This window comes from Archaeoglobus profundus DSM 5631 (assembly GCF_000025285.1).
GTDB lineage: Archaea > Halobacteriota > Archaeoglobi > Archaeoglobales > Archaeoglobaceae > Archaeoglobus_B > Archaeoglobus_B profundus.
Map to the genome: position 1 here is coordinate 1,497,964 of NC_013741.1, position 20,955 is coordinate 1,518,918.

Annotated in this window: 28 protein-coding genes and 1 tRNA gene; 11 read left to right on the top strand and 18 right to left on the bottom strand. The window is 41.3% G+C overall.

Going from position 1 to position 20,955, the window contains the following annotated elements; all coding sequences use genetic code 11:
* Positions 1–176: 176 nt before the first annotated feature.
* A complete protein-coding gene (locus tag ARCPR_RS08895; protein WP_222829538.1) occupies positions 177–869 on the top strand; it encodes a thermonuclease family protein in 693 nt (230 codons plus the stop codon).
* Positions 870–890: 21 nt separating this feature from the next.
* Here ARCPR_RS08895 and ARCPR_RS08900 read toward each other — a convergent pair whose 3' ends face one another.
* From ARCPR_RS08900 to ARCPR_RS08965, 14 genes are all read right to left on the bottom strand, one after another.
* The gene (locus ARCPR_RS08900) at positions 891–2,150 is read right to left on the bottom strand and encodes a DUF2400 family protein (RefSeq protein ID WP_012941162.1); all 1,260 of its coding nucleotides are present in this window, start codon (positions 2,148–2,150) and stop codon (positions 891–893) included.
* 177 nt (positions 2,151–2,327) lie between these two features.
* On the bottom strand, positions 2,328–2,534 hold the full coding sequence (locus tag ARCPR_RS08905; protein WP_148208712.1) for a DUF7557 family protein: 207 nt from the start codon (positions 2,532–2,534) through the stop codon (positions 2,328–2,330).
* A gap of 321 nt (positions 2,535–2,855) precedes the next feature.
* Positions 2,856–3,125 carry a toxin-antitoxin system TumE family protein gene (locus ARCPR_RS08910; protein ID WP_012941164.1) on the bottom strand — a complete coding sequence of 90 codons (270 nt, stop codon included), beginning with the start codon at positions 3,123–3,125 and terminating at the stop codon, positions 2,856–2,858.
* Between the two features lie 23 nt (positions 3,126–3,148).
* The gene (locus ARCPR_RS08915) at positions 3,149–3,421 is read right to left on the bottom strand and encodes a hypothetical protein (RefSeq protein ID WP_012941165.1); all 273 of its coding nucleotides are present in this window, start codon (positions 3,419–3,421) and stop codon (positions 3,149–3,151) included.
* A 136-nt stretch (positions 3,422–3,557) separates the two neighbouring features.
* Positions 3,558–3,821 (bottom strand): hypothetical protein, encoded by a 264-nt coding sequence (locus ARCPR_RS08920; RefSeq protein WP_012941166.1) that lies wholly within the window; start codon positions 3,819–3,821, stop codon positions 3,558–3,560.
* A complete protein-coding gene (locus ARCPR_RS08925; RefSeq protein WP_012941167.1) occupies positions 3,821–4,729 on the bottom strand; it encodes a hypothetical protein in 909 nt (302 codons plus the stop codon). The genes ARCPR_RS08920 and ARCPR_RS08925 overlap by 1 nt, the downstream gene beginning before the upstream one ends.
* An 11-nt stretch (positions 4,730–4,740) precedes the next feature.
* Positions 4,741–5,208 (bottom strand): hypothetical protein, encoded by a 468-nt coding sequence (locus ARCPR_RS08930; RefSeq protein ID WP_012941168.1) that lies wholly within the window; start codon positions 5,206–5,208, stop codon positions 4,741–4,743.
* Positions 5,189–6,610 carry a hypothetical protein gene (locus ARCPR_RS08935; protein ID WP_012941169.1) on the bottom strand — a complete coding sequence of 474 codons (1,422 nt, stop codon included), beginning with the start codon at positions 6,608–6,610 and terminating at the stop codon, positions 5,189–5,191. The genes ARCPR_RS08930 and ARCPR_RS08935 overlap by 20 nt, the downstream gene beginning before the upstream one ends.
* Before the next feature lie 8 nt (positions 6,611–6,618).
* On the bottom strand, positions 6,619–6,969 hold the full coding sequence (locus tag ARCPR_RS08940; protein WP_148208713.1) for a hypothetical protein: 351 nt from the start codon (positions 6,967–6,969) through the stop codon (positions 6,619–6,621).
* A 50-nt stretch (positions 6,970–7,019) separates the two neighbouring features.
* Entirely contained in the window at positions 7,020–8,546 is a 1,527-nt protein-coding gene (locus ARCPR_RS08945; RefSeq protein WP_012941171.1) for a hypothetical protein, read from the bottom strand.
* A 14-nt stretch (positions 8,547–8,560) separates the two neighbouring features.
* The gene (locus tag ARCPR_RS08950; protein WP_012941172.1) at positions 8,561–8,968 is read right to left on the bottom strand and encodes a hypothetical protein; all 408 of its coding nucleotides are present in this window, start codon (positions 8,966–8,968) and stop codon (positions 8,561–8,563) included.
* Positions 8,934–9,224 (bottom strand): hypothetical protein, encoded by a 291-nt coding sequence (locus tag ARCPR_RS08955; protein WP_012941173.1) that lies wholly within the window; start codon positions 9,222–9,224, stop codon positions 8,934–8,936. The genes ARCPR_RS08950 and ARCPR_RS08955 overlap by 35 nt, the downstream gene beginning before the upstream one ends.
* Before the next feature lie 79 nt (positions 9,225–9,303).
* Positions 9,304–9,504, bottom strand: coding sequence for a ribbon-helix-helix protein, CopG family (locus tag ARCPR_RS08960; protein ID WP_012941174.1), 201 nt, complete (start codon positions 9,502–9,504; stop codon positions 9,304–9,306).
* Positions 9,505–9,509: 5 nt separating this feature from the next.
* On the bottom strand, positions 9,510–10,286 hold the full coding sequence (locus ARCPR_RS08965; RefSeq protein WP_048084651.1) for an integrase: 777 nt from the start codon (positions 10,284–10,286) through the stop codon (positions 9,510–9,512).
* Positions 10,287–10,432: 146 nt separating this feature from the next.
* Between ARCPR_RS08965 and hxlA the strand changes: the two genes are divergently transcribed.
* On the top strand, positions 10,433–11,710 hold the full coding sequence (gene hxlA / locus ARCPR_RS08970; RefSeq protein WP_012941176.1) for a 3-hexulose-6-phosphate synthase: 1,278 nt from the start codon (positions 10,433–10,435) through the stop codon (positions 11,708–11,710).
* Between the two features lie 2 nt (positions 11,711–11,712).
* Here the strand turns inward: hxlA and ARCPR_RS08975 are convergent, their stop codons facing one another.
* The gene (locus ARCPR_RS08975; protein ID WP_012941177.1) at positions 11,713–13,284 is read right to left on the bottom strand and encodes a sodium/proline symporter; all 1,572 of its coding nucleotides are present in this window, start codon (positions 13,282–13,284) and stop codon (positions 11,713–11,715) included.
* Complete coding sequence (locus tag ARCPR_RS09865) at positions 13,281–13,430, bottom strand: hypothetical protein (protein ID WP_012941178.1); 150 nt, start codon at positions 13,428–13,430, stop codon at positions 13,281–13,283. Before ARCPR_RS09865 ends, ARCPR_RS08975 begins: the two co-directional genes overlap by 4 nt.
* A 48-nt stretch (positions 13,431–13,478) precedes the next feature.
* On the opposite strand from ARCPR_RS09865, the gene ARCPR_RS08980 reads away from it, so the two are divergent.
* From ARCPR_RS08980 to ARCPR_RS08990, 3 genes are read left to right on the top strand one after another with little or no spacing between them, the layout of a single operon-like run.
* Entirely contained in the window at positions 13,479–13,892 is a 414-nt protein-coding gene (locus tag ARCPR_RS08980; protein ID WP_012941179.1) for a hypothetical protein, read from the top strand.
* Between the two features lie 21 nt (positions 13,893–13,913).
* On the top strand, positions 13,914–14,936 hold the full coding sequence (priS, locus tag ARCPR_RS08985) for a DNA primase catalytic subunit PriS (protein ID WP_245526134.1): 1,023 nt from the start codon (positions 13,914–13,916) through the stop codon (positions 14,934–14,936).
* On the top strand, positions 14,926–15,444 hold the full coding sequence (locus ARCPR_RS08990) for a DNA replication complex subunit Gins51 (RefSeq protein WP_012941181.1): 519 nt from the start codon (positions 14,926–14,928) through the stop codon (positions 15,442–15,444). The genes priS and ARCPR_RS08990 overlap by 11 nt, the downstream gene beginning before the upstream one ends.
* Here the strand turns inward: ARCPR_RS08990 and ARCPR_RS08995 are convergent.
* Positions 15,445–15,518: transfer RNA gene (locus tag ARCPR_RS08995), tRNA-Ala, on the bottom strand. It lies immediately after the preceding gene.
* A gap of 84 nt (positions 15,519–15,602) precedes the next feature.
* On the opposite strand from ARCPR_RS08995, the gene ARCPR_RS09000 reads away from it, so the two are divergent.
* The 3 genes from ARCPR_RS09000 (at position 15,603) to ARCPR_RS09010 (ending at position 17,519) form a co-directional block, all read left to right on the top strand.
* Positions 15,603–15,938: an adenine nucleotide alpha hydrolase family protein gene (locus tag ARCPR_RS09000; protein ID WP_012941182.1), complete on the top strand. Its 336-nt coding sequence runs from the start codon at positions 15,603–15,605 to the stop codon at positions 15,936–15,938.
* A gap of 204 nt (positions 15,939–16,142) precedes the next feature.
* Positions 16,143–17,093 carry a sulfite exporter TauE/SafE family protein gene (locus tag ARCPR_RS09005; RefSeq protein WP_245526135.1) on the top strand — a complete coding sequence of 317 codons (951 nt, stop codon included), beginning with the start codon at positions 16,143–16,145 and terminating at the stop codon, positions 17,091–17,093.
* On the top strand, positions 17,094–17,519 hold the full coding sequence (locus ARCPR_RS09010; RefSeq protein WP_012941184.1) for a hypothetical protein: 426 nt from the start codon (positions 17,094–17,096) through the stop codon (positions 17,517–17,519).
* 6 nt (positions 17,520–17,525) lie between these two features.
* Here the strand turns inward: ARCPR_RS09010 and ARCPR_RS09015 are convergent, their stop codons facing one another.
* Positions 17,526–18,071, bottom strand: coding sequence for a ribbon-helix-helix protein, CopG family (locus tag ARCPR_RS09015; RefSeq protein ID WP_012941185.1), 546 nt, complete (start codon positions 18,069–18,071; stop codon positions 17,526–17,528).
* A 210-nt stretch (positions 18,072–18,281) separates the two neighbouring features.
* On the opposite strand from ARCPR_RS09015, the gene ARCPR_RS09020 reads away from it, so the two are divergent.
* The 3 genes from ARCPR_RS09020 to ARCPR_RS09030 are packed head-to-tail and all read left to right on the top strand — an operon-like array spanning position 18,282 to position 20,949.
* The gene (locus tag ARCPR_RS09020) at positions 18,282–18,704 is read left to right on the top strand and encodes a universal stress protein (protein ID WP_012941186.1); all 423 of its coding nucleotides are present in this window, start codon (positions 18,282–18,284) and stop codon (positions 18,702–18,704) included.
* A gap of 5 nt (positions 18,705–18,709) precedes the next feature.
* Positions 18,710–20,155 carry a sulfite exporter TauE/SafE family protein gene (locus tag ARCPR_RS09025; RefSeq protein WP_012941187.1) on the top strand — a complete coding sequence of 482 codons (1,446 nt, stop codon included), beginning with the start codon at positions 18,710–18,712 and terminating at the stop codon, positions 20,153–20,155.
* Positions 20,152–20,949: a universal stress protein gene (locus ARCPR_RS09030; RefSeq protein ID WP_012941188.1), complete on the top strand. Its 798-nt coding sequence runs from the start codon at positions 20,152–20,154 to the stop codon at positions 20,947–20,949. The genes ARCPR_RS09025 and ARCPR_RS09030 overlap by 4 nt, the downstream gene beginning before the upstream one ends.
* Positions 20,950–20,955: the final 6 nt, after the last annotated feature.

Genomic DNA, 20,955 nt, shown 5'->3' on the forward strand with positions numbered 1-20,955 from the left:
CAGATTGGGGGGGTGAAGATAAGTAAATGTGGATCAGCATGAATTCAGAGTGAGGTAACAAGGCCATTAGTTTTATATGTTAGCTTCTAAAAACATACGAAGGAGGCCGACTGGAATGAGATATTTAGTTGTCTTCCTGCTCGTTCTCAATGTTCCTCGGCTGCTGCACTCAACAGGTGGAACAACCAACTGCTACAACACCCACGTCCACTACCCCCACTCCAACGCCAACGCCGTTCTCTCCGCGGTTCGGCGTTAAATACAAAGTCAAGGTCGTAAGAGTCTTGGACGGAGACACGATCGACGTTATTCTTCCGGGCGGTTCGAAGGAAATAGTCAGAATGCTGTGTGTAGATACTCCCGAGAAAACTGCCGAAGATAACAAGCCATACGAGTACGACAACATAACGGACCTCGAATGCCTTGCCAAGTACGGCTTGGAGGCAAAAGAGTTCACCGAGAAGCACCTGCTCGGAAAGGAAGTCTACATCGAGTTCGATGAGACTGCCGGATTGAGAGGCTATTACGGCCGTTTGCTGGCCTACGTTTACGTCGATTCTATGGACTTCACGGCGGAGCTCGTTAAGAAGGGCTACGCCAGAGTCTATGAGGAAGGAAAGTGCAAGAAGAAGGCCGAGTACCTGAGCTACCAGCAACAGGCGATGCAGTCGAGACTCGGACTCTGGAGCTGTATGCCTACCATAAACACAACTGGAACTATGTGCGATCCTTCCTATCCAGATGTGTGTATTCCACCTCCACCGCCCGACCTCGACTGCGATGACATTCCTTACAGAAAATTCAGAGTGCTGCCACCAGATCCGCACAACTTCGATGCAGATAACGATGGAATTAGATGCGAAGAGTAAAATCGAAAGTACACAAGAGGGCTAAGCAATCCTAACAAATTTGTTGTCATCAAATTTATATATTTCGATGCTATGATATTCTGAAATCTCCAAAATTTTCTGTTCTTGATCTTTTGAAATGCACTCGCACACCATTGCACCTCTGCACTCCTTTACAGTCTCTTTCCACTTCTCGATAGCTGTTCTAATGTAATTCAGGAGCTGCTTCACACCGTTGAAAGTCAGAACAACTTTAACCTCGACTACTACTATCCTCTCAGGACTTTTCATATCCGGCAAATAACACACTATGTCCGCTCTTCCGTTCAGATACTCCTCTCTAACGCAGGAAGCCTTCCAAGGATTCCTGCTCTTAAAAAGATCTCGAATATAATCATGCCTAGTTTTATCTACCTCCTCTTCAACGACTAACCTGATATTTCTGATATTTTCTCTACCCGTCAAGCATATCTCATTTAGAAGGCAGGCATCGCAGCCGGAATATTCTAAGCTCTTCTTGCATATGTCCAGTATTGCCGGTCTCGAGAGAACGTAATCGTATTTGGCTGGATCTTGGGGATTTACACTTCTAAAGTAGTCTGTGACTCTTATGACACCGTCCCAATCATTCTTAAGTGCTATACCAGTTATCCTCTGAAAGACTCTTAACACTCCGAGATCCAGCGAAACATACAAATGTGCAGGGCTTATGAACCTCCAAACTCCTAAATCCGGATATTCGGGCCTTACAACCCATCTAAGGAAGAGTGTTAATCTCTTCTTCGATGACTTATTTTTAGGGTTTGGGATGAAGCCACGCGAAGAAAATTCGGCAAACCGACGAATTTCATTTAGAATTCCATCTATAACCTTTTCCACGGGTTCAGACTGGTTGGGATCATAATAATCTTTAGCTATATTTTCAAGATCAAGCTTCGTTAAAACATCCACCAGCTTTCGGAAATCTCTCATTCGCGGATCGAATCTGTGAAAGTAGCCGTAGTTCTTCAACATCAAATCTCTCAGCTTTTCGAAGTGAGAGCTGTCAGCTAGGTCGGGCAACTCAAGATTATTACGCTCAAGGAAATCTACTATGAAGTTAAATCTACTGATCAGATGAGATACTTTCATTTGATAGTCGTACATAGCTGAGATGAAAGCAAAGTTTGCCGTATCTTTTTCATCTCGGGAGATATCGTTAAATCTTCTAACACAGCTGAGCAGAGAACTGTTGAGGTAGTATTTCGCAGAAATATTGTATCTTTTATCCAAATACTCCCTTATAGCTGTTGCATTTAGCATCGATTACGAATACTGGCTGGGATACTTATAAGTTCTATTACCGTAGCGCTCCTAAACAACCACTCTTAACTAATCTCTGTATTTCTTGAGTGAACTGAACAGCTACAGGATAACAACGCTTTCAGACAACTTGTCTAAAAATTTGGCTACATCAGGATGAATCAAAACCGAGAACATTCAAAGACCTCTTGAAGATGCGTAATCTTCAAGGTCTATAAACTTCTCTTTATCTCTTTGAAGTTTCCCCCATTTTTCGTCAATATAATCCTCAAGCTCCTCATAAGTTTCTACTATTCTTTTTATTACGTCACTAAGAGTTTTCCCCTCCCTCCTGAGCTTTTCTAGCTTTTCCGCCACTTCCTTGTTGAGTGTAACAGTAACTATACATAATCTAAATTAATACAAAGATTTAAGGCTTTGTGTCCACAGGTTGGTACCTGCGGTTGTGACCACAACATCTGGATCTGTACTTGTGACCACAGGTAGACGTTCTGAGAGCTTGTGTTGAACCTTGTGGACGTCCACAGGTCGAGTGAATTAATTAATTCGACGTTCGACTAATCAACCCTCTTCTTCCTCTTTTAGCCGAAAGCGAATTTTATAACCCTTGTTTATGGTTGGGTGTTGAGGTTGGACCTACAGGTTCCAGTTGCTCGAGAAGGTTCTACAATACTACAGATGTCGATTTATGAAATTATGAGTGAATCAGGATTGCGAAATTTCCTTTTCGATGACGGAGAGAACATCCTCTAGGGTAGTTTCGAAGGACTCTTCAACGCCACTTTTCGTGTGCTTGTGATGGGGGAACGTTTTAATGTTTTTGTAGTGAGGAGCGTTATCCCATCTACAGATGTGAGAACCGTTTTTGTCGATCCAATTGTATGAATACGATCTATCATCAGGAGAAACGAATTCTCTAATGTGTAGGATAGAATCATCGATTAAAATAGCCTTTCTTAAAATCGAGTATTTCATAAGATTTAACGATTGGACTTTTTTCAAGCAATTCTAATGTCCTTAGCATCTTCGATCTCTCTAAGTTTTTCCTCTAACTCTTTTAGGGTTCTAACGTATGCCTTCCATTCGATGTAATCGTCCCATTCCTCAAAATTCTCCTCTTGTTTGGCTTTCAAATTCTTTTCAAATTCTTCAAATTTGCATCCATATTTGGACTCAAATAATTCGATCTTAGATTTAACGGATGCGATTTGAGAGATTACCTCTAATTTCTTATATTCTAAAACTTCCTTCTTGGTTACCAGTAGTTCCATGACCTACGCTCCATTTTAATGGTTATATACTTTACTTAGCCAATAAGGAGATGGGGGCAATTTATCCTACTTTGAGATTTCAGCTGAGAGTAATTTTACGTAAAGCGATAATAAAAATAATAAATCTACACAAAAATTATAGTGATAGATTGAGTTGTTGCTTGATGTAGTTCTGGATTTGTTCCCATACCTGTGCAAGCCAATACTTCAATACTCCAGATATGTAGTTGCCCAACTGGTCCGGTCCACTTGGGAACGCTACTTGACCTATTGCAACGGGATAAAGAAACACGAATCCTAATGTTGTAAGCTTTAGCAACTTGCTATTAGTCAGCCAACTTGCTGTAACCAATATCGCAAGTATTACTACAGCAGAAACGCCTAAAATCTCCTCGCTCATCAGTTCATCACCTCCTTAACGTATCCTCTCTTCTTGAATTCATTATAAGCTCTCAAAAACTTCTTATCATCGCCTCTTATCCCGCAAGAGCGAAGAATGTTTGCGAATTCTCTAAAAGTAAGCTTTACAACGGCACAACCACAACGCCCATTCTCTTTACCATTATAATATTTAACGACTAACTCTCCGAATTCCGTTAAGTTTCCGTGAACGTCTTTAATTCCTAATGCGATAAGTAGTTCTTCATCTTCCCATTCTTTTTCCGTTAATCGCTCTGCCAATTCCTTAGCCTTCTCCTCTCTCCTCAGTAAATCTATTTTTCTTTTAACCCTAACCGCTTTGTGCTTCAACTGTCTATAACGATTATAAATTTCATCCGGGATTTTTTCCGTGCTTATCTCTCCAATTTTCTTATATTCTTTCTTCAGGAATAACCATCCCCTCGTTTTCTTCCATATCTCTCCCTGTCCTCTCTTCGTCATCTGGATCATAATATGGGCCTGTTCTCTCAACTTAGGGGGTATCATCTCCCAAGTCGCACAGGTTACCACAAGAACAGCGACATACTCCCTAACGATCTCGAATTCTTCAATGAAGTTAGTTAGATTTTCCCTGTCGGCTTTCCAGAAACCGTAGGATGATGCATGTAAAGCGAAGTCATCCCATAAAATGATTTTAACCCTTCCGTCTTCGTAACGCTCAAGATCATCTCTGTAGTCGATGTTTTGGAAGTCCTGAATAGTAAAGATTGTATGTTTCAGGACCTTTTTCCAATCTCCTAAGACGTTGGAAACCAAGTTTAACCCTAAAACGGACTTCCCAAATCCCTTATTTCCCAAAATACCGATGAATAAGAATCCGTCTTTCTCAATTGCGTTTTGAATGTATTTGAACAGCTTATCGCTCATGCCATCACCCCCTAAAACAGTAAATCGTCATCTTCTTCCTCAATATATTGGTCCAAATCGACCTTTGCCGTTCCTCGAGTAACGGGATCCAACCCATCTTTATCGACGTTTGTCGTTAGTCGATTGACAGGTTCCAGGCCCCTTATTTCGTTATCCGTCGAAAGTTCAAAGTCTTCCTCTTCATCTTCGATCGGTTTAGCTCCTACCGATGGGGCAACTAACCAGAATTTTTGCTTAATTCCTTCCATTTGCAACGTATGAAGAACCCTAACCTTATGATACGGCATAAGAAACTCTTCAAGCTCTTTTCTCGCCTCTTTGCCGAACTCTCTTTCCGCTATGTCCAAGATGAAAAGAAGATTCGGACCGTAGGGATCGAGAACCAGAGTGCCAAGCCCTAACTTCTCGCTTAATTTGTAAGCTATCATCTTTTTGACCGTTTCTAAATCAGAAACTTCCTTAATCTTTATCTTCGCCATTCTCCTCCCTCCTCTTCGGCTTATTCTCCAATTTAGTAACCTTAACCTGTCTAATCATCGATAAGAGATGTTTAACCGTCCTTCTCGGCATGGTGATCTTCTCTTTCACATAATCTCTGAGCAATTTCTCGTAATCTTCGATGACGTGCTTAATCTCAGCTTCTTTGAGCATTTTCGTATAGTTATCCTCGTTCATAAGCTCAGAACACCTTAGAACCTTGATTTTCTCAACGTAAACACCGAACCATGCTTTTAACGCTTCGATGTTCGTTAATACCGCTATTAACCCGGCAAATAGGAGAGCATAAGCGAGATCTATCTTAAAGACGTTGAGATAATCCGCTATCAAGCATATAACTAATAACCCGAAGAATCCCGCTAATGCGTAGCTGGTCCTTATCGAAGGTCTTTGATATTCAGGATAACTGTAATTCTCCTCTCCTACCGCTAAGATTCCGCTAACGTTGTAACCGTTCAGTTCGAAGTTTATGAACTGCTTAAACGAGTTCTTGAAGTCTATGAGCGTTAATTTTCCATCAAAATCTCTGATAACTCCCCTTTCTATGTCGTATGGGTAAATACGGATTCTAAGCGGTTCATTGTAAGATGCATAGGCAACGTAGAGGTGATCGTAACGCCATAACCAAAGCCCTAAAACATAACCTGCTATGAAGCATAAGGCAAAGAGGTAGTTATACCATTCTTTGACGTAGTACGTATCAAAGGCTAAATGTGGTATCTGTTTAACTATTTTCGTGCCGTTTTGGACTAAGATAACGTTATCAGTCGTATATCTCATGCTCAAAATCGCAAATAAGAGGACAACCACGAGAATGATAACGATAAGATGTTTTACGTGATTAACAATCAAACGATCTTTCTTTACGTGCCTACTTAAGGCTAAACCGACTATGAATAAGCTTAAGGCGTAAGCCGATCTTTCCCATGACCATTTAGCCATTTCTGAACGCAGTATTACAATCGGATAGTCCCACCACGACCAAATTTCTTCTTTCTCCTTGAGGACCGCAAAGCCCCATGGACTACTTACTGTTAAGAGCCTGAGACCAGCATAAGGCTGAGGCTTGAAAGGTAAGGTGATATTCGTTTCCCCTTTCTTGATGAATTTCTTAACCCATTTACCGCTAAATGGATCGCAAATAGCTATCAATGTAGGAATTTCTGAATGAACTTTAATCCACCCTTCTTTAAGGTTATACTCCACTACATAGGTGTTATTGTCAATTACGGTTTTACTTGGACCGCTAAAGAATTCCGCAGTCTTATCACTCCAAAACGTCAAGTCTCGATAATCAACTTCCTCAGCATCCGCTACAAGACAAATTCCAACGGAAAAGCAGATAAGAGCAAAAAATAAAATTGTAAAAGCCTTAACGTTCATCTCTTTTCTCACCTTATTCCGATAATAGCCTTAGCTTTCTTTAATCTCTCCTTAAAATCGTCGTAAAGCTTGGCAATTTCTTGGAATTCTCTCTTTTCCTTTGAGCTCAGGTTTTTACGGTTTAATTGAACTTTTGCACGATTAGCAACGCAATTAACGTATTTTATCGCTTCGTCTATCGTTATTTCTCCTTTATCAATGAGCCTTTTGAGTTCTGATATAGACTGCTTAGCTCCTTTAACCGTATCCATTCTGATAACTTCCGCTATCTCCTTATTTTTCGCCGGGCGAAAAAGCCCTTTCTTGTTTTTATCTTGCTTTTTTCTTAGCTTTGAACCCAATAACCTCTTCTTAGCCATAAACTGACCCTCCTTAACCTTACAAAAAGAAAGGAGAGAATCTAAAGCCGTCATTTTCTTCTACCTATCAGAACAGCCGTAGTTAATGCTCCGCCTCCTATGAGCACAGCCTTAACTTGCCAATCTAATGAATTCCAGAACTCATTAATAGCGTTAGCCCATTCGCTACCGCTCGAACCCCCTCCGACGGTAGTGGACATTTCCAAGTATTGCTCGTATAGGTCTCTAATCTTCGCCACTTCTTCGTAAAGCGTTTGTATATCTCCGCTGTGATCTACATACTTGTAGATTGTTGTGTTTTTCAATTCTTTACCCGTTGCAGGATTTACTATCCTGTTGATGTGGATTGTGTAGCCTTCTGGAATCTTCCATAATCCTTCATCGCTTACGAAGTAAACTAACGTTCCCGATGGAACAGTGTAATTCTCTCCTACTTCAAAGGTAGTATTCCAATCCGTAAACAAATAGCCCTCTAACGTTTTCTCAATAACTCCTGACTCGTTGTAGACTGTTATGCTAATTGATGTGTCAAGACTGCCTGCTATTGGAAGACCAAGCAAAGCCAATTCGGCAACAACGTAGCCATAATAGCCTGTGCTGTTTAGGTCCGTGTTTAGCTGAGAAGCAAGGACGTATGGATCGATTAAATCAGTTTCGTTAATTCCAAGCTGTGTTAATTTCTGAGCTATTGAGAGAACATAGCTATCCAAGTTCGCCATCACTTGCTTATAGTCTGAATCGATCCGTGAAAGTGTGTTGCCGTAATCAGCCCAATTGTAAATGATTTCTTTCTCCGAATCCGATAGTTTGAAGTAAATCACATTCGCAAATAGCCATTTTTGATCTAAATCACTCTTAAAATGTGCTGTTGGTCTTTTGACTGTAAAGCTCTTTCCTAAAACGTTTACTTTTGTCGTGCGGATATACAGCTGATCATCTGCGTAACCTCTGTTTATAGTACCCCAAGCCCATCTTAACACTATCTCCCCATATTTTGGGAGATATTCCGCCGTAGCTATTATTCCACCACCAGCACGACTTCTAATGTGAGTATTTGGAACATCGACTACAAAGCTGTTAATTCCGACATTTTTCACGTAGTAGTTGAGAGAATGGACCACAAGCTCAGCGGTTTCGTTTGCCATTGTGATGATGTTCATCGTCAAGTTGTAATAATATTCATAAACCGCCTGTCTTGCGAGTTGCTGAGCTTCCTTAGCGTTTGATCCGTTATATAGAGCCTTCAAAGCCGTATATTTAGCCAAAGCCCATGCGTAATTCTTAGAATAAGTGGATATATCTTGCCCTAACATCGCAACATTTTGATCTCTCGTATGGAGTTCCTGCAAGAATAAACGGGTGTTGATGTCATTTTGTATGGTATTATTCGTCAATCGTGCTTCATAATCCTCTAAGAGCTTTTGATATTCATTTGATTTCTGAAAACCAAGCCAATAGCCGATAATTCCTGAAGATACTCCCGCTATACCGATTACTATGGGGATTAAAGGCAGAGCTACCGTTTGCCCCATCAGCGTTGCAATTAGAAAAATAGAGAGAATTACTCTTATTTTCATTGCCAGTCACCCTATTAGTCCTGATACGCCATAACTACCGTGCCAACAGCACTAAGACTCCAAAGCCCTATCTTGCTCCATGCATTAGCCATCCAATCAGTTGGTAACGCAAAGCCCCCTATAACACCGCTAGCCATTATTGGCAGAATAACGCTTATTGCGAAGCAGACCATCTCTAACGCTGTAAATTTGATCTGTGCCTTTTGAGCGAGAAGGATAATGCTCGAAATAATTACCATCACTACTGCCAATGTCTGATAGGTTAGATCCGGTAGTGCTATCAGTCCGAAGCAGGCTAAAGAAGCAACAACCCAAGCTATGAATGTTCCCGCCTCTATCGGTCCGAAGCTCCCTTTCTTCGCTATTCCGCCGTAGTGTTGTCCGTATCTACTTTTTACGAATCCTCCTACCCTTCTTACCATTCCTTACACCACCTCCTTTCTTTCCAACAATCCTACTTTCACCTCCTCTAACAACTCCAAACAACAGCTCTTCTCGAAAAAACAGCACGAAGAGCAATGCAATCACTGCCAAAATCGCTATTTGCGTTGTAACTGTGAAATCCTCGAAAAAGTAGTTATCTATGACCTTCCAACAGATGTGTAGTAGTATTTCAGTTATTATCAGAACAAAGATCACTGTCGCTATTGTTTGCTGTTGTCGCTGTCTATTGTTCATCACAAGTAGTTGAACAGTAAATTATAAATAGCTGACTATTATAAAAATAGTATAAGTGTGTGAGATGTATAATACAATTCTAATACTCTCTGATCTTTGAAAGACGTTCCATCATCGAGATGTAGTATTCGTCGATAGCTCGTCTTATAATCTCAGATGGCGATACTCCAAAAATCTCCGCAAGTTCGTATACCTTCTGCATGTGTGCATCGCTCAGCGTAAAGCTGTTTCCTCTCTTTTTCGTCTTCTCTCTTAACTCATCCTTTCCGAACATCTTCATTCCTATCACCCCTTAATAGGGAACCTATCAACGACCCTGCTATACCACTCATCAGCTTGCTTGGTCTTATTCAGATAATGAGTGGAGCCCACCGTTAAGCTGGCTCTCCCTTGTATGAAATCAGCTACAGATTCTGGAACTCCGTTTTCAATTAAGAAATTCAGGTGCCACTTTCTTATCGTAGAAGCAGAAACTCTGCCGAACCTCATGTTGTCGATAGTTTTCTTCGTCATTTTGCCGTTAAAGGATTTGATAAAATCTACCAACTCCTTAGCAAATTTTGAAGGCATATAGACCCAATAACCTTTCTTAGAGCCCTTTGAGATATTTGCTATCGGATATCTCGCAATTCTATCCTTATATACTATTTTAAGGGGATCGAAGTTGTTTAACATAGCTACGGCCTGCTTGCCTCTCACACCTGAATATACGAACAGTTTGAACAGAATTTGCATCTTCCTGGATCTCCTGCTTATCTTATCCCTCCAAGCCTCCAGCAATTCGTTAGTGTCGATGAAAATCTCTCTAACTCCTGCATTCTCAACTTTCACAGCTTTCCTAAACCTCTCTATGAAATCCAAAGGATAGCCTTTGATTTCTAAGAAATTCAATAAGTTCCTGAATCCCCTCTCAAACCATCTTCTTTTCCCGATACTATCTATGGATGACAGGATTTCGATTACCTGCTGAACATCTGTTATTGAGTCCATTAAATATTCATCTAAATATTTTATGTAGAATCTGGCAGTGTCTGGTTCTACCTTTCTTTCTAACCATTTCATGAACTCATATCTGACGGATCGATAATCTATAGTTCTCATTCCCGCTATATCGTTGGCTTGAGGGGCCGGTCCCGTAGGGGTTCGAGGGTTCAAATCCCTCCCCCCGCATTCCAAAAATCTAAATCTCTTCTTGCACAAGAATCCTTATGCCAAAACTTCAGGTTGCTCTTGACTTGGTCGAACTTAAAAGGGCAGTTGAAATTGCTAAAGAAGTTGCAGAATATGTCGATTTGATTGAGGTGGGAACGCCGTTGATTAAAAGCGAGGGGATGAATGCTGTTAGAGTTATGAAAAAAACATTCAGAAATCATGAGATTGTTGCTGATATGAAAACGATTGATACAGGAGCTTTGGAGGTTGAGATGTGTGCCAAGAGCGGTGCCGATATTGTAATAATTTTGGCGTTAAGCAACGACTCTACAATTGAAGAGGCTATTAGATCGGCAAGAAAGTACGGCTGTAAGATTATGGCAGATCTGATAAACCATCCAAATCCAGTTGAAAGGGCTAAAGAGCTTGAGGAGTTGGGTGTTGATTACATAAACGTTCACGTAGGCATCGATGTTCAGATGTTAGGTTACGATCCGATAGAAATTCTAAAAAAAGTCGTTAAGGAAGTAAGTGTCCCGGTGGCTGTTGCTGGAGGTTTGGATGTGGATAGAGCTAGTCTTTGTGTCTCTTTAGGTGCGGAGATAGTTATCGTGGGTAGCAATATCGTTAAGACAAAGAATCCTAAGGAATCGGCAATAAAGTTCAGAAAAGCTATAGACTCTGCAAAACCTGTTGAAATCGTCAGAAAATCGCTCGATGAAGAAATTAGGGAAATTCTAATGCAGGTAACGACTCCAAACGTGAGTGATGCTATGCATCGTGCTAAAGCTATAGAAGGCATTTATCCGATTATAAAGGGAAAGAAAGTTGTCGGCAAAGCGGTTACAGTTTATACGATGGATGGTGACTGGGCAAAGCCTGTTGAAGCGATTGATGTTGCTAAGGCTGGGGAAGTCATAGTGATAAAGTGTTCGGGTGATAGCAGTGCTGTTTGGGGAGAGCTAGCAACGAGAAGTTGCATGAACAAGGGGATAGCTGGTGTGATAATAGATGGTGCTGTCAGGGATGTAGATGAAATAGTTAAGCTCGACTTTCCAGTATTTGCAAGGAAAGTAGTCCCAAATGCAGGTGAGCCAAAAGGTTTTGGTGAGATAAACGTTAAGATTGTTTGTGGTGGAGTTGAGGTGAATCCTGGAGATTGGATAATTGCGGATGACAACGGCGTAATGGTCATACCGCAAAAGAGGGCCTACGAAATAGCCAGAAGGGCTTTGGAAGTTAAGAAGCATGAAGATAGAATTAGGGCCGAGATAGAGGGCGGTAAAACATTGGCTGAGATAATCGAGCTTTACAAATGGGAAAAATTGAAGTAAGATTATTTCTTACTCAAAAATTCCGAAACATGCTCGGCTTGGCTTTTTTCCCTTGCAACCTTTATGAAGAGTTTTTCATGCAGTTCGACGATGTCGCTTGGAGGCTTCGTTACCAAGCTTACTAGAACTATGACTACCATAGTTACAAAGAAGTTCACGAAGAACACTGGAACACCATTTAAAATCGCACCTATCGATCCGAATATTCCCGGTGCATTGGGGTTAAATTCCCAACCGTATATAACAGCTTCGAGTATGACCTCTGAAATCAATCCGTATGCCATTCCGATTATTCCACCCCACTTTGTAACCCTCTTCCACCAGAGGCTTAGTGTGACTATAGGCCCAAATCCTACAGCCAATCCGCCCCATGCGGTAACGACCATGGCATAAACGAGCTTACTGCTGTTTAAGGCGTAGTAACATGCTATCAGTGAAAGTATAAGAACGAAAACTCTACCTATATTTACCATCCACCTCTGACTCAACTCAATTCCAATGATCTTGTGTATTAAGTCCCTCGATATTGCCGATGAAGCTACTAGAAGTTGGGAGTCTGCTGTAGACATTATAGCTGCCAATATTCCAGCTGTTATAAATCCAGCGAGCCAAGAAGGCATGAAAGCAACTGCTATAGCGGGAATAACCTTTTCTGGATCATCTACACTTATCAAACCTTTCTGAGCGAGCGCAAATCCGACAAATCCAGCTAGGAATGCACAGATCAATACAACGGCCGTCCAGATTCCGCTTATGAATATACCCGGTCTCCTGAGCTTTCTCGGGTCTTCGACACTCATGTATCTTGTTATTATGTGCGGTTGTCCGAGATAGCCAACTATCCAAGATGCGTATCCTATGGCGAAGATTACAGCCGATAAGCCTATAGCTCCTCCAAAAGGATGAACTTTGCTCGGATCGATGCTCTCAATCACGTTAACAGCGTTTTCAAGATTTCCTAAGGCCAAGATTGCTACAACCGCTAGGAGTACCAATGATGAAATCATGAAGAGAGCTTGAATAACATCCGTCCAAACGACAGCAAAGAATCCACCTATTAAAACGTAGGTTAGAACAATGAGCGTAGTTATGATTATACCCGTCGGTACATCTATACCGAATATCTCCGAAAGAGCTTTACCCCCTGCTGTGAACTGGGCTGATACGTAAGCGGTCATGAAGATCAAGATTATTATAGCTCCGATTAGTCTTATCAGCTTGGTGTTGTCTCTCAACCTTGCTTCCAAGAAGTCTGGTACAGTTATAGCTCTGAACTTACCGGCGTATATTCTCAATCTCGGCCCGATGAGTATGTAATCCGCCAAAGTTCCGAAGAAGCAACCGATTCCAGCCCAAAAGGCTCCAAGTCCTGCTTTAAAAGCCTGTCCTGGATAACCCAACATCAGCCAACCGCTAAAATCACTTGCTTTATCACTCAAAGTAGCTGCCAGCACGTGAACCTTCCTACCACCTATAAAGTACTCGGCTTCTGTTCTCGTATATTTCTTGGCCCAAGCTCCTATGGATATAAGTATCAGCAGATAAATGATCATGCCAGCTAGAACGCCGTTCATTCTTCGACCACCTCGTGTCCGAGTATCTCCTCATCTACGTAGTATTCCTTTCCAGTTATGACGTCCCAGAAGCCGTAGATGGCCATTACTACTAGACCTATCATTGTAGGTACGGTAAGCAACAAGACTACGTCACTATATGACATACTGCTTAGGGGGAACGAATTTAATTATAAATTTTTACATTTTCGATAATGAAAGTGAATGTGATTGCCCCAAACTTGACCATAAAAGCTGATTACGTTCTTTACCCTTACCGCGTATATCACATTAGATTGAGGTATAGAAGGTTATTTGGGGACGATAGAGTTTTAGAATACTTCGCTTACGTTGATTGCATAAGGTTGGGAGTTGAGAGAGGAGACGGAATATTTGTTGAAGAGTGGGATGTTGATGAAAGCAAGATCATGAAAGAGTTGATTGGGGAAGATGTTGCGAGGACAGAAGCTGTGAAATCCGCTGTGATGTGGGGTAACGCTAGGGTTCTGTCCTGGTGGTACCCGAAGGTAGAGATTTTAAGAAGTTTAAGGGCTTACAAGGTTTTCTGGGTGAAAGACGGTTACATATTTGACAGTTTGAGTGGCGAGAAATTTAAGTTAAAGTCTTAAAGCTGTGTGCGAATGTAGTATGTGGAACTTACAAAGCTATATCTTATGAAGAAATTTGAAGAGTATTATTCGAAGATGAAGTTGTATATACCCAAGAATTTTGATATGAGGGAGTGGGCTTTCGTTCCCCTAAAAAATTTTCCAGACTTCATAATGGTCAGACACATATCTTTTTCAAATCCCGAAGAGCTGAGAGATTTCATTCTCTCAAATATTCCCGCTCACGCCTACTTCTCTTCAGCATACTATCTCAAACCTTCAGCCGATATGGATGAAAAAGAGTGGAGAGGAGCGGATCTTATTTTTGATATAGACTACGATCATCTACCAACGAAATCGCTGGATTCGGCAAAGAGGGAAGTCTTTAAACTCGTAAAGATTTTGGAAAACGACTTCGGCATTGATAGTAAGGATATAGAGATATGTTTTTCTGGAAATAGGGGTTATCACGTGCACGTTTACGATGAGAGGTTTAGAAATCTGGGAACAATGGAGAGGAGAGAGATTGTTGATTATCTCACTTTAAGGGGATTTAAGTTGAGGGGAACGCAGTTTGAAAGAGTCTGCAAATTGATTTATCGCTATCTTCTGAACGCCTTTAAGGATGGTAGGATAGAGAAGATGGTAGATGAGAAGGCTAGAGAGATTCTAAGGACAAATCTAAAGGAGATAAAGAATGGAAACTTGAATATCATACCTCAGCCCTTAAGGGATGAGCTGTTGGATAAATGTCTCAGACGTTTAGCAGTTTACGTGGATCCCCCAGTTACGGCCGATGTGAAAAGATTGATGAGACTACCAAATTCTATTCACGGAAAAACCGGATTGAAGGTTGTTCTGGTAGATTTGGACGAACTTGAGGGCTTTGATCCTAAAGTAGATGCGTTAGCTTTTGGAGATGACGCTGTAAAGGTGAGAATTTTGAAGAGAGTGAGGGTTGAGTTGGGGGGTGAAAGGTATATACTTGGTAAGGGTAAACATGTTTTGCCAGAATACGTCGCAATATTCCTCATGTGCAGAGGTGTGGCACTGTATGGACATTGACGAAATAATTGCTATCTGGGAAAGCTGTAGGAACGGGGAGTTTAAGAAGATTCCTGAAGACTTTTACGAGACAATTCAGGAGATGATAGAGGAAAGGGAAAGGATAAAATCTTCTGCGGATGAAGACGAGTATTATAGGCTTGAGGATGAAATAAGAACACTTAAAAGAATAAGAAAGGACGTTTTCGAAGCGAGAGTTAACAGGATATTGAGGATGGCTTGGATGAATATGTGTGGTTGTAGGGTGGATGAGGACAGTATGATAGAAGCTGAAAGAAATCTCTATAGGAAGATTGTTGAAATTCTGGAGAAGTTCAAAGCCTTAATCTTCGGGAAGAAGAAAGAGGAAAAGGTTTTGGTCAAGATTAAGAAAGACATTCCTGAATTCGAAGGGGTTGACGGCAGAATTTACAGGTTGAAGAGGGAAGATGTTGTGCTCTTACCCAAGTTAAATGCTAAGGCTCTAATTGAAGGCGGGTTGGCCGAGGAGGTAGAATTTAGAAGGTGATGGACTCGCCGGGATTTGAACCCGGGGCCTCCGCCTTGCGAAGGCGGCGCTCTGCCAGGCTGAGCTACGAGCCCTTACCTCTGGATCTGCAGCCTTTGAATATATAGATATCGATCGTTTAGTAATGTTTAAAAAGTACGGTTGTCAATTTATGAAATATGAGGCAGAATGAGTTTTTGGTATTTTTTGATGAAAAAACATCAGAGAGTGTACTAAAAATTATGAAAAAATTCAGTGAAAAATTTGACGGCATTGTTAATCTTGTGTATGTGAAGGATATAGATTACTATCCGGTAGAGGTCTTGCTTGAAGCAGAAAAATCCTATGATAGCTTGAAGAAATTTGGATTAAAACTTGCTGAGGATTTGGCAAAAAAGATCAGAAAGCTTGGATTTAAGCAAGTGCATATCGACTTTTGCATGGGACATCGTTCAGAGATTGAGTATATGAAGAACAAGAATCCAGATTTTATAATAGATTTACGCCACTCTTAGACCTTAGCCTTCTGGTATTCTGATTCTTATTTATTTTTTGCTTATCCATTTCCAATCCACTGCTCTTGCTCTAACTTGACGCAATCTAACTAAACTTTCATATTTCTCACTATTTTTTGTTACGAAATTTTAGAATTTAGTAAAATTTCGTAAAGCTTATATATTGAACGTTAAAAACGGTGTTAAAAAATGGGGGGATTTCAAATGGGTAGAGTCAGCTTATTGGTGGGACTGATCGCATTCATCATGAGTATCGGAGTTGCTTCAGCACAGGAGTTAACGAACCCTGCCGTGTTTGCGGGTGTATTCTTCATTGTATGTCTAGTAATAGGCATCGTCGCAGTGCTAGCTGGTGTAGGTGGCGGCGTAGTGTTTACACCGCTCATGATGGGTTTTACGAGTATAGATTCCTTCATAATAAGAGCTACTGGTCTAACAGTAGCTATGGGCGGTGCACTGGTTGCAGCGAGACCATTTTTGAGAAGAGGACTTGCGAACATCAAATTATTACTCTTCGCAGCTGTCCCCTACACGGTATTTGCGGTCATAGGTGCTCTGCTGGCAGGATACATTAAAGCAACTATGGGTATATTCGGAGAAGGATTGATAAGAACAGCCTTGGGTGTGCTGGTAATATTCATCGCCATGATATTCCTCTTCGCTGGTAAGAGGATAGAATATCCGGAGGTAAAGCATGTGGACAGCTTTACTGAAAGATTGGGACTGGCAATGGCTTATTGGGAAGAATCACTTGGTAGAGTTGTAGATTATAAGGTAACGAGAGCTTGGCTTGGTGCGTTGTGCTTCTGTGGCATCGGATTGGTATCTGGACTGTTCGGTTTGGGTGCTGGATGGGCCATGGTTCCAGTTCTAAACTTGATAATGCTTGCACCCCTGAAGGTCGCAGCAGCTTGCAGTAAGGTGTTAATAGGCATAGGAGACACAGCAGCTGTATGGCCGTACATAACTGCTGGCGGTATAATACCGATATTCACAATCCCATGTCTCATAGGACTGATTCTGGGAACCATAATAGGTGCTAAAATAATGTTGAAAGTTAAAGCTGGTTTTGTCAGATGGCTTATCATTGCAATAATGCTTCTTAGCGGTGTTAGGTTGATTTGGAAGGGTTTGGAGATGTTGGGGGTGATGTAAATGGAGCCACCTAAACCACCTACCGCGGGTATAGTTTACGGTGAGATAGTTTATTGGATAACAATAGTGGGAATGATTGTCGGCATAGCGGGACTTGCAATTTATCTGAGCAGTGGAGGCGTAATGAATTCAGACATGATTTCAGATTTGCTAAAGGGAGAAACTCCAAAGAAGTTGTGGGAGGAACACAGCATATTAGGAGAAATGCCCGAATCTCACTGGTATCTAAGTTACCTTAGCTACGGAGATGCCATAGCCATGCTTGGTATAGTCATATGTTCCTTATCTGCTGTAATAGCCACGTGGGCTACAGCTTTAACGATATTCATCAAAAGAGAACTAGATCTCTTGTTCGGAATCTTTGCAGTAATAGTGGCAATAATAATGACTCTCGCAGCTTTAGGAATTATAGCTATACACCATTGATTTAATCTATTTCTTTTTGACCATAACAATCAGTTTTCTAAGGCCTTCTATGAATTCAACATCGACTCCAAAAGCTTTGAACAATCCTCTAAGATAATGCTTTAGTATGTTTGCCTCGTTTCTAGTTGCCAGTACGAGTGTAAAATTTCCATTACTTTCCCCTTCCTTCAACTTAAAGAGATGCTTTAATTCGAGGATACGAAGAACATCCTTTATATCCTCTATACCTCTACTCTTTAATTCCATACCGTGCTCGTATCCTATCCTCTCAACGATCTCCCAAAACTCCTTATCCTCATGTTTGTTTATCTCATCAAGTATAGCCAACCAAAGCTCGAGATCAACTATTATATTATCGCTCATTGAAAGAATATCTAAATATCTTTTGAGAGCTTTTGATGACAAATTCCTACTCTTAATCATGTAGTATAAACTTATTGCCTGCCTTATGATATCAGAAATAGTTTTATTCTCCCTTTTTGCTAAATCTTCAATTATGTTTCGAATATTCTCATCAACAGCTACGGATATTCGCATGATCTTTTCAGGCATGATCGTCACTAAAAGGTTTTGACTAATAAATTTTTTCCTCCTTAATTATAATATATGGTATTAAAAAAGAATAATTCGGATTAAAAAATATTAATTCTCACTACAGTTTAATATGATGTAGAATTTTTTAGTAAAAAATCTTGACAAATAATAAAAAAATTTATCTTCACTTCTGGCTGACCCCGATCAAAAAAGGAGGTATGAATTGTTATGACGGAAGAAATAGATGTCTTAGTTGTTGTCGATGACAGATGGAACAGAGTGCCAGAGTCACTAAAGAATCTGGGCAAAAGGTTCAAAGCCAAGCTTCATCTGCTGTTCGTAAGGAACTTGCAGATAACACCAGAAGTTCTGACAGAGCTTGAAAAAAAGTATTCTTCTCTGAAAGAGAAAGCACTTAAGAAACTTCAGAGTTTAGCAGAAGAACTGAAGAGCTATGGGTTTGGAACTGACATCGTAGGAGTTCACTACGGCATTGCACATGAAAGAATACTAAGAGAAAGTGAGAGAATAAAACCTGATTACATCCTTGTTAGAGCAAGAAGGAGACCCAGGTTGTGGAGGATTTTGGGTGATTATTACTACGATGATCTGTTTCGCAGTTCTAAAATTCCCGTTCTTGTAGGGAGGTGATGTGAATGGCGAAATTTGCGACTGGCGGACCCGCAATGACCCCAGATATGTTTATACACATCGGCCCATTTGAAGCACTGTTTCTACTGGCTCTGGGATTCTTCGGTGGAATGCTTAGCGGATTCATAGGGAGCGGTGGAGCATTCGTTCTAACACCGGGAATGATGTCAATAGGTACGCCGGGTTCAATTGCAGTAGCGAGCAACATGTGTCATAAGTTCCCCAAAGCTATGGTCGGAGCTTGGAGGAGATATAAACTGGGACAACTCGACCCCAAGCTCGCACTCTTGATGGCAATATCAGCTATAGTCGGTGTGCAGGTGGGTATTCAAGTCCAGTACATGATCGCTCAGATGCTCGGTCCAACGGGAACGAGCTTATACGTCTCGATTGCATTCCTCATAGTCCTTCCAACGGTTGCAGCGATATGTTTGAGAGATGCCATAAAGGCTAAGAAGTACGGTCTGCTTGACACGGAACCTAAGTTTGCAATGAAACTTGAGCAGAAGTTTAGGGTACCACCAATGATACACTTCAAGGTTGCTGGTAGAACACAATCCCTATGGCTTACAGTTCCTACGGGATTCATGACAGGATTCTTGGCTGCAACGATTGCAGTTGGAGGATTCATAGGAGTTCCATCGATGATATATATCATTGGAGCATCAAGCACAGTTGCAAGTGCTACCGAGCTTGGAATCGCTTTCGTGATGGGTGCTACCGGAACATTCAGCTGGATATATCTAATGGGTGCTGTAGACTTCAGACTGACCGCCTTGATACTAGCCACATCTCTAATCGGAGTCCAGATCGGTGCAGTTGGAACAACATACACCAGACCGTTCTACATAAAGCTGGCTATGGCTGTCGTGATGCTCATAGTTACCGTCAGCAGAGCATGTGCAGTCCCCGGTTACTTGGCCGATTTGGGATGGATTACACTTGATCCAGCTATAAGAAAGACTCTCGATTCACTTGTACTACCAATAATGATAATCGCATTGCTTTCTGTAGCTCCAATAGTAATGGTTCCAATGTTCTCAATAAGGAGAAAGCTCGCAAAGGCGGGAGTGCTCAGTGAGGCTATTGAGATTCCTAAGGGAGGGGCTAGCAGAAAGTTGGTTACCAAGACGATCATTTTCGGAATAATAACATTGATAAACTACTACCTGTTATTCAGAGACCCGAACGCATGGCCGTACTTCATAACACAGATACCACACATGGATCCAGTCATGAGAGTAGCTATGAGCTTGGCAGTCATCGCTCTGGCAATCTACTGGTCCATAATCCACGGAAACTTTGCACATGGTGTCTTGGACATGCTAAAGATAACATCTTTAAGGAAGGATGTATCAAACATACTCATGCAGGAGGGAGTTGCTGGGCTTGACAAGTGGATTGCACAGGTGAAGAGGGCTACGATGACCAACGGAGGTGAAAAGCGTTGAAAGTTTTGATTCCTACTGATTTTTCAAATTATTCTGAAGCCACAATACTCTGCGCTTTGAATGAACTGAAAAAGATGGACTGCGAAGTAATACTGATGCACGTAATAGAGTTTGATCCGGAGATGATAGATTCATTCGCCGGAGTTACATTCGAGAAGGCAAGAGACGAATTAATTGGAAGAGCTAAAGAGAAACTTGAGGAACTTGTAGATAGATTCAAATCCGCTGGTATCAATGCAAGATACATCGAACCTTACATAGGTGATCCAGCTGTCGAGATAGCTAAAAAGGCTGAAGAGGAGAAGGTAGGACTTATAATGATAGGTGCAAGGGGTAAGGGACTAAGCAGAAAGCTGAAAGTTATACTTGGAAGTGTTTCAGAAGGTGTACTTGAACTCTCAACAGTTCCCGTCCTTCTGACAAAGTTCAGGGTGGAAGGTGGTATCTGTCAGACGGTTGATTCGCTCTTTGCCAGAGTTCTCTACGCATTTGATTTTTCAAAGCAGAGTGAGGAACTGCTCTACTACATTAAGAGATTCCCAATAGATGAGTTAATAGCCTTACACGTCGCCGAGAGCGAGGAACTCGATACGGACTTCATAGAAAAGATAAAGAAGGAGTATCCATCTGCGAAGATAATACTGAAAGCTGGCAAAGTTGGAAAGGCGATCGTGGATACTGCCAAAGACTTTAACGCTACTCTAATAGCTATCGGAGCTGGTGTGGAAAAGCTTGGAAGCGTTACCACCCACGTTACGAGAAATTCCGACGTAAGCGTTCTTGTATACAAGTGACTCTGT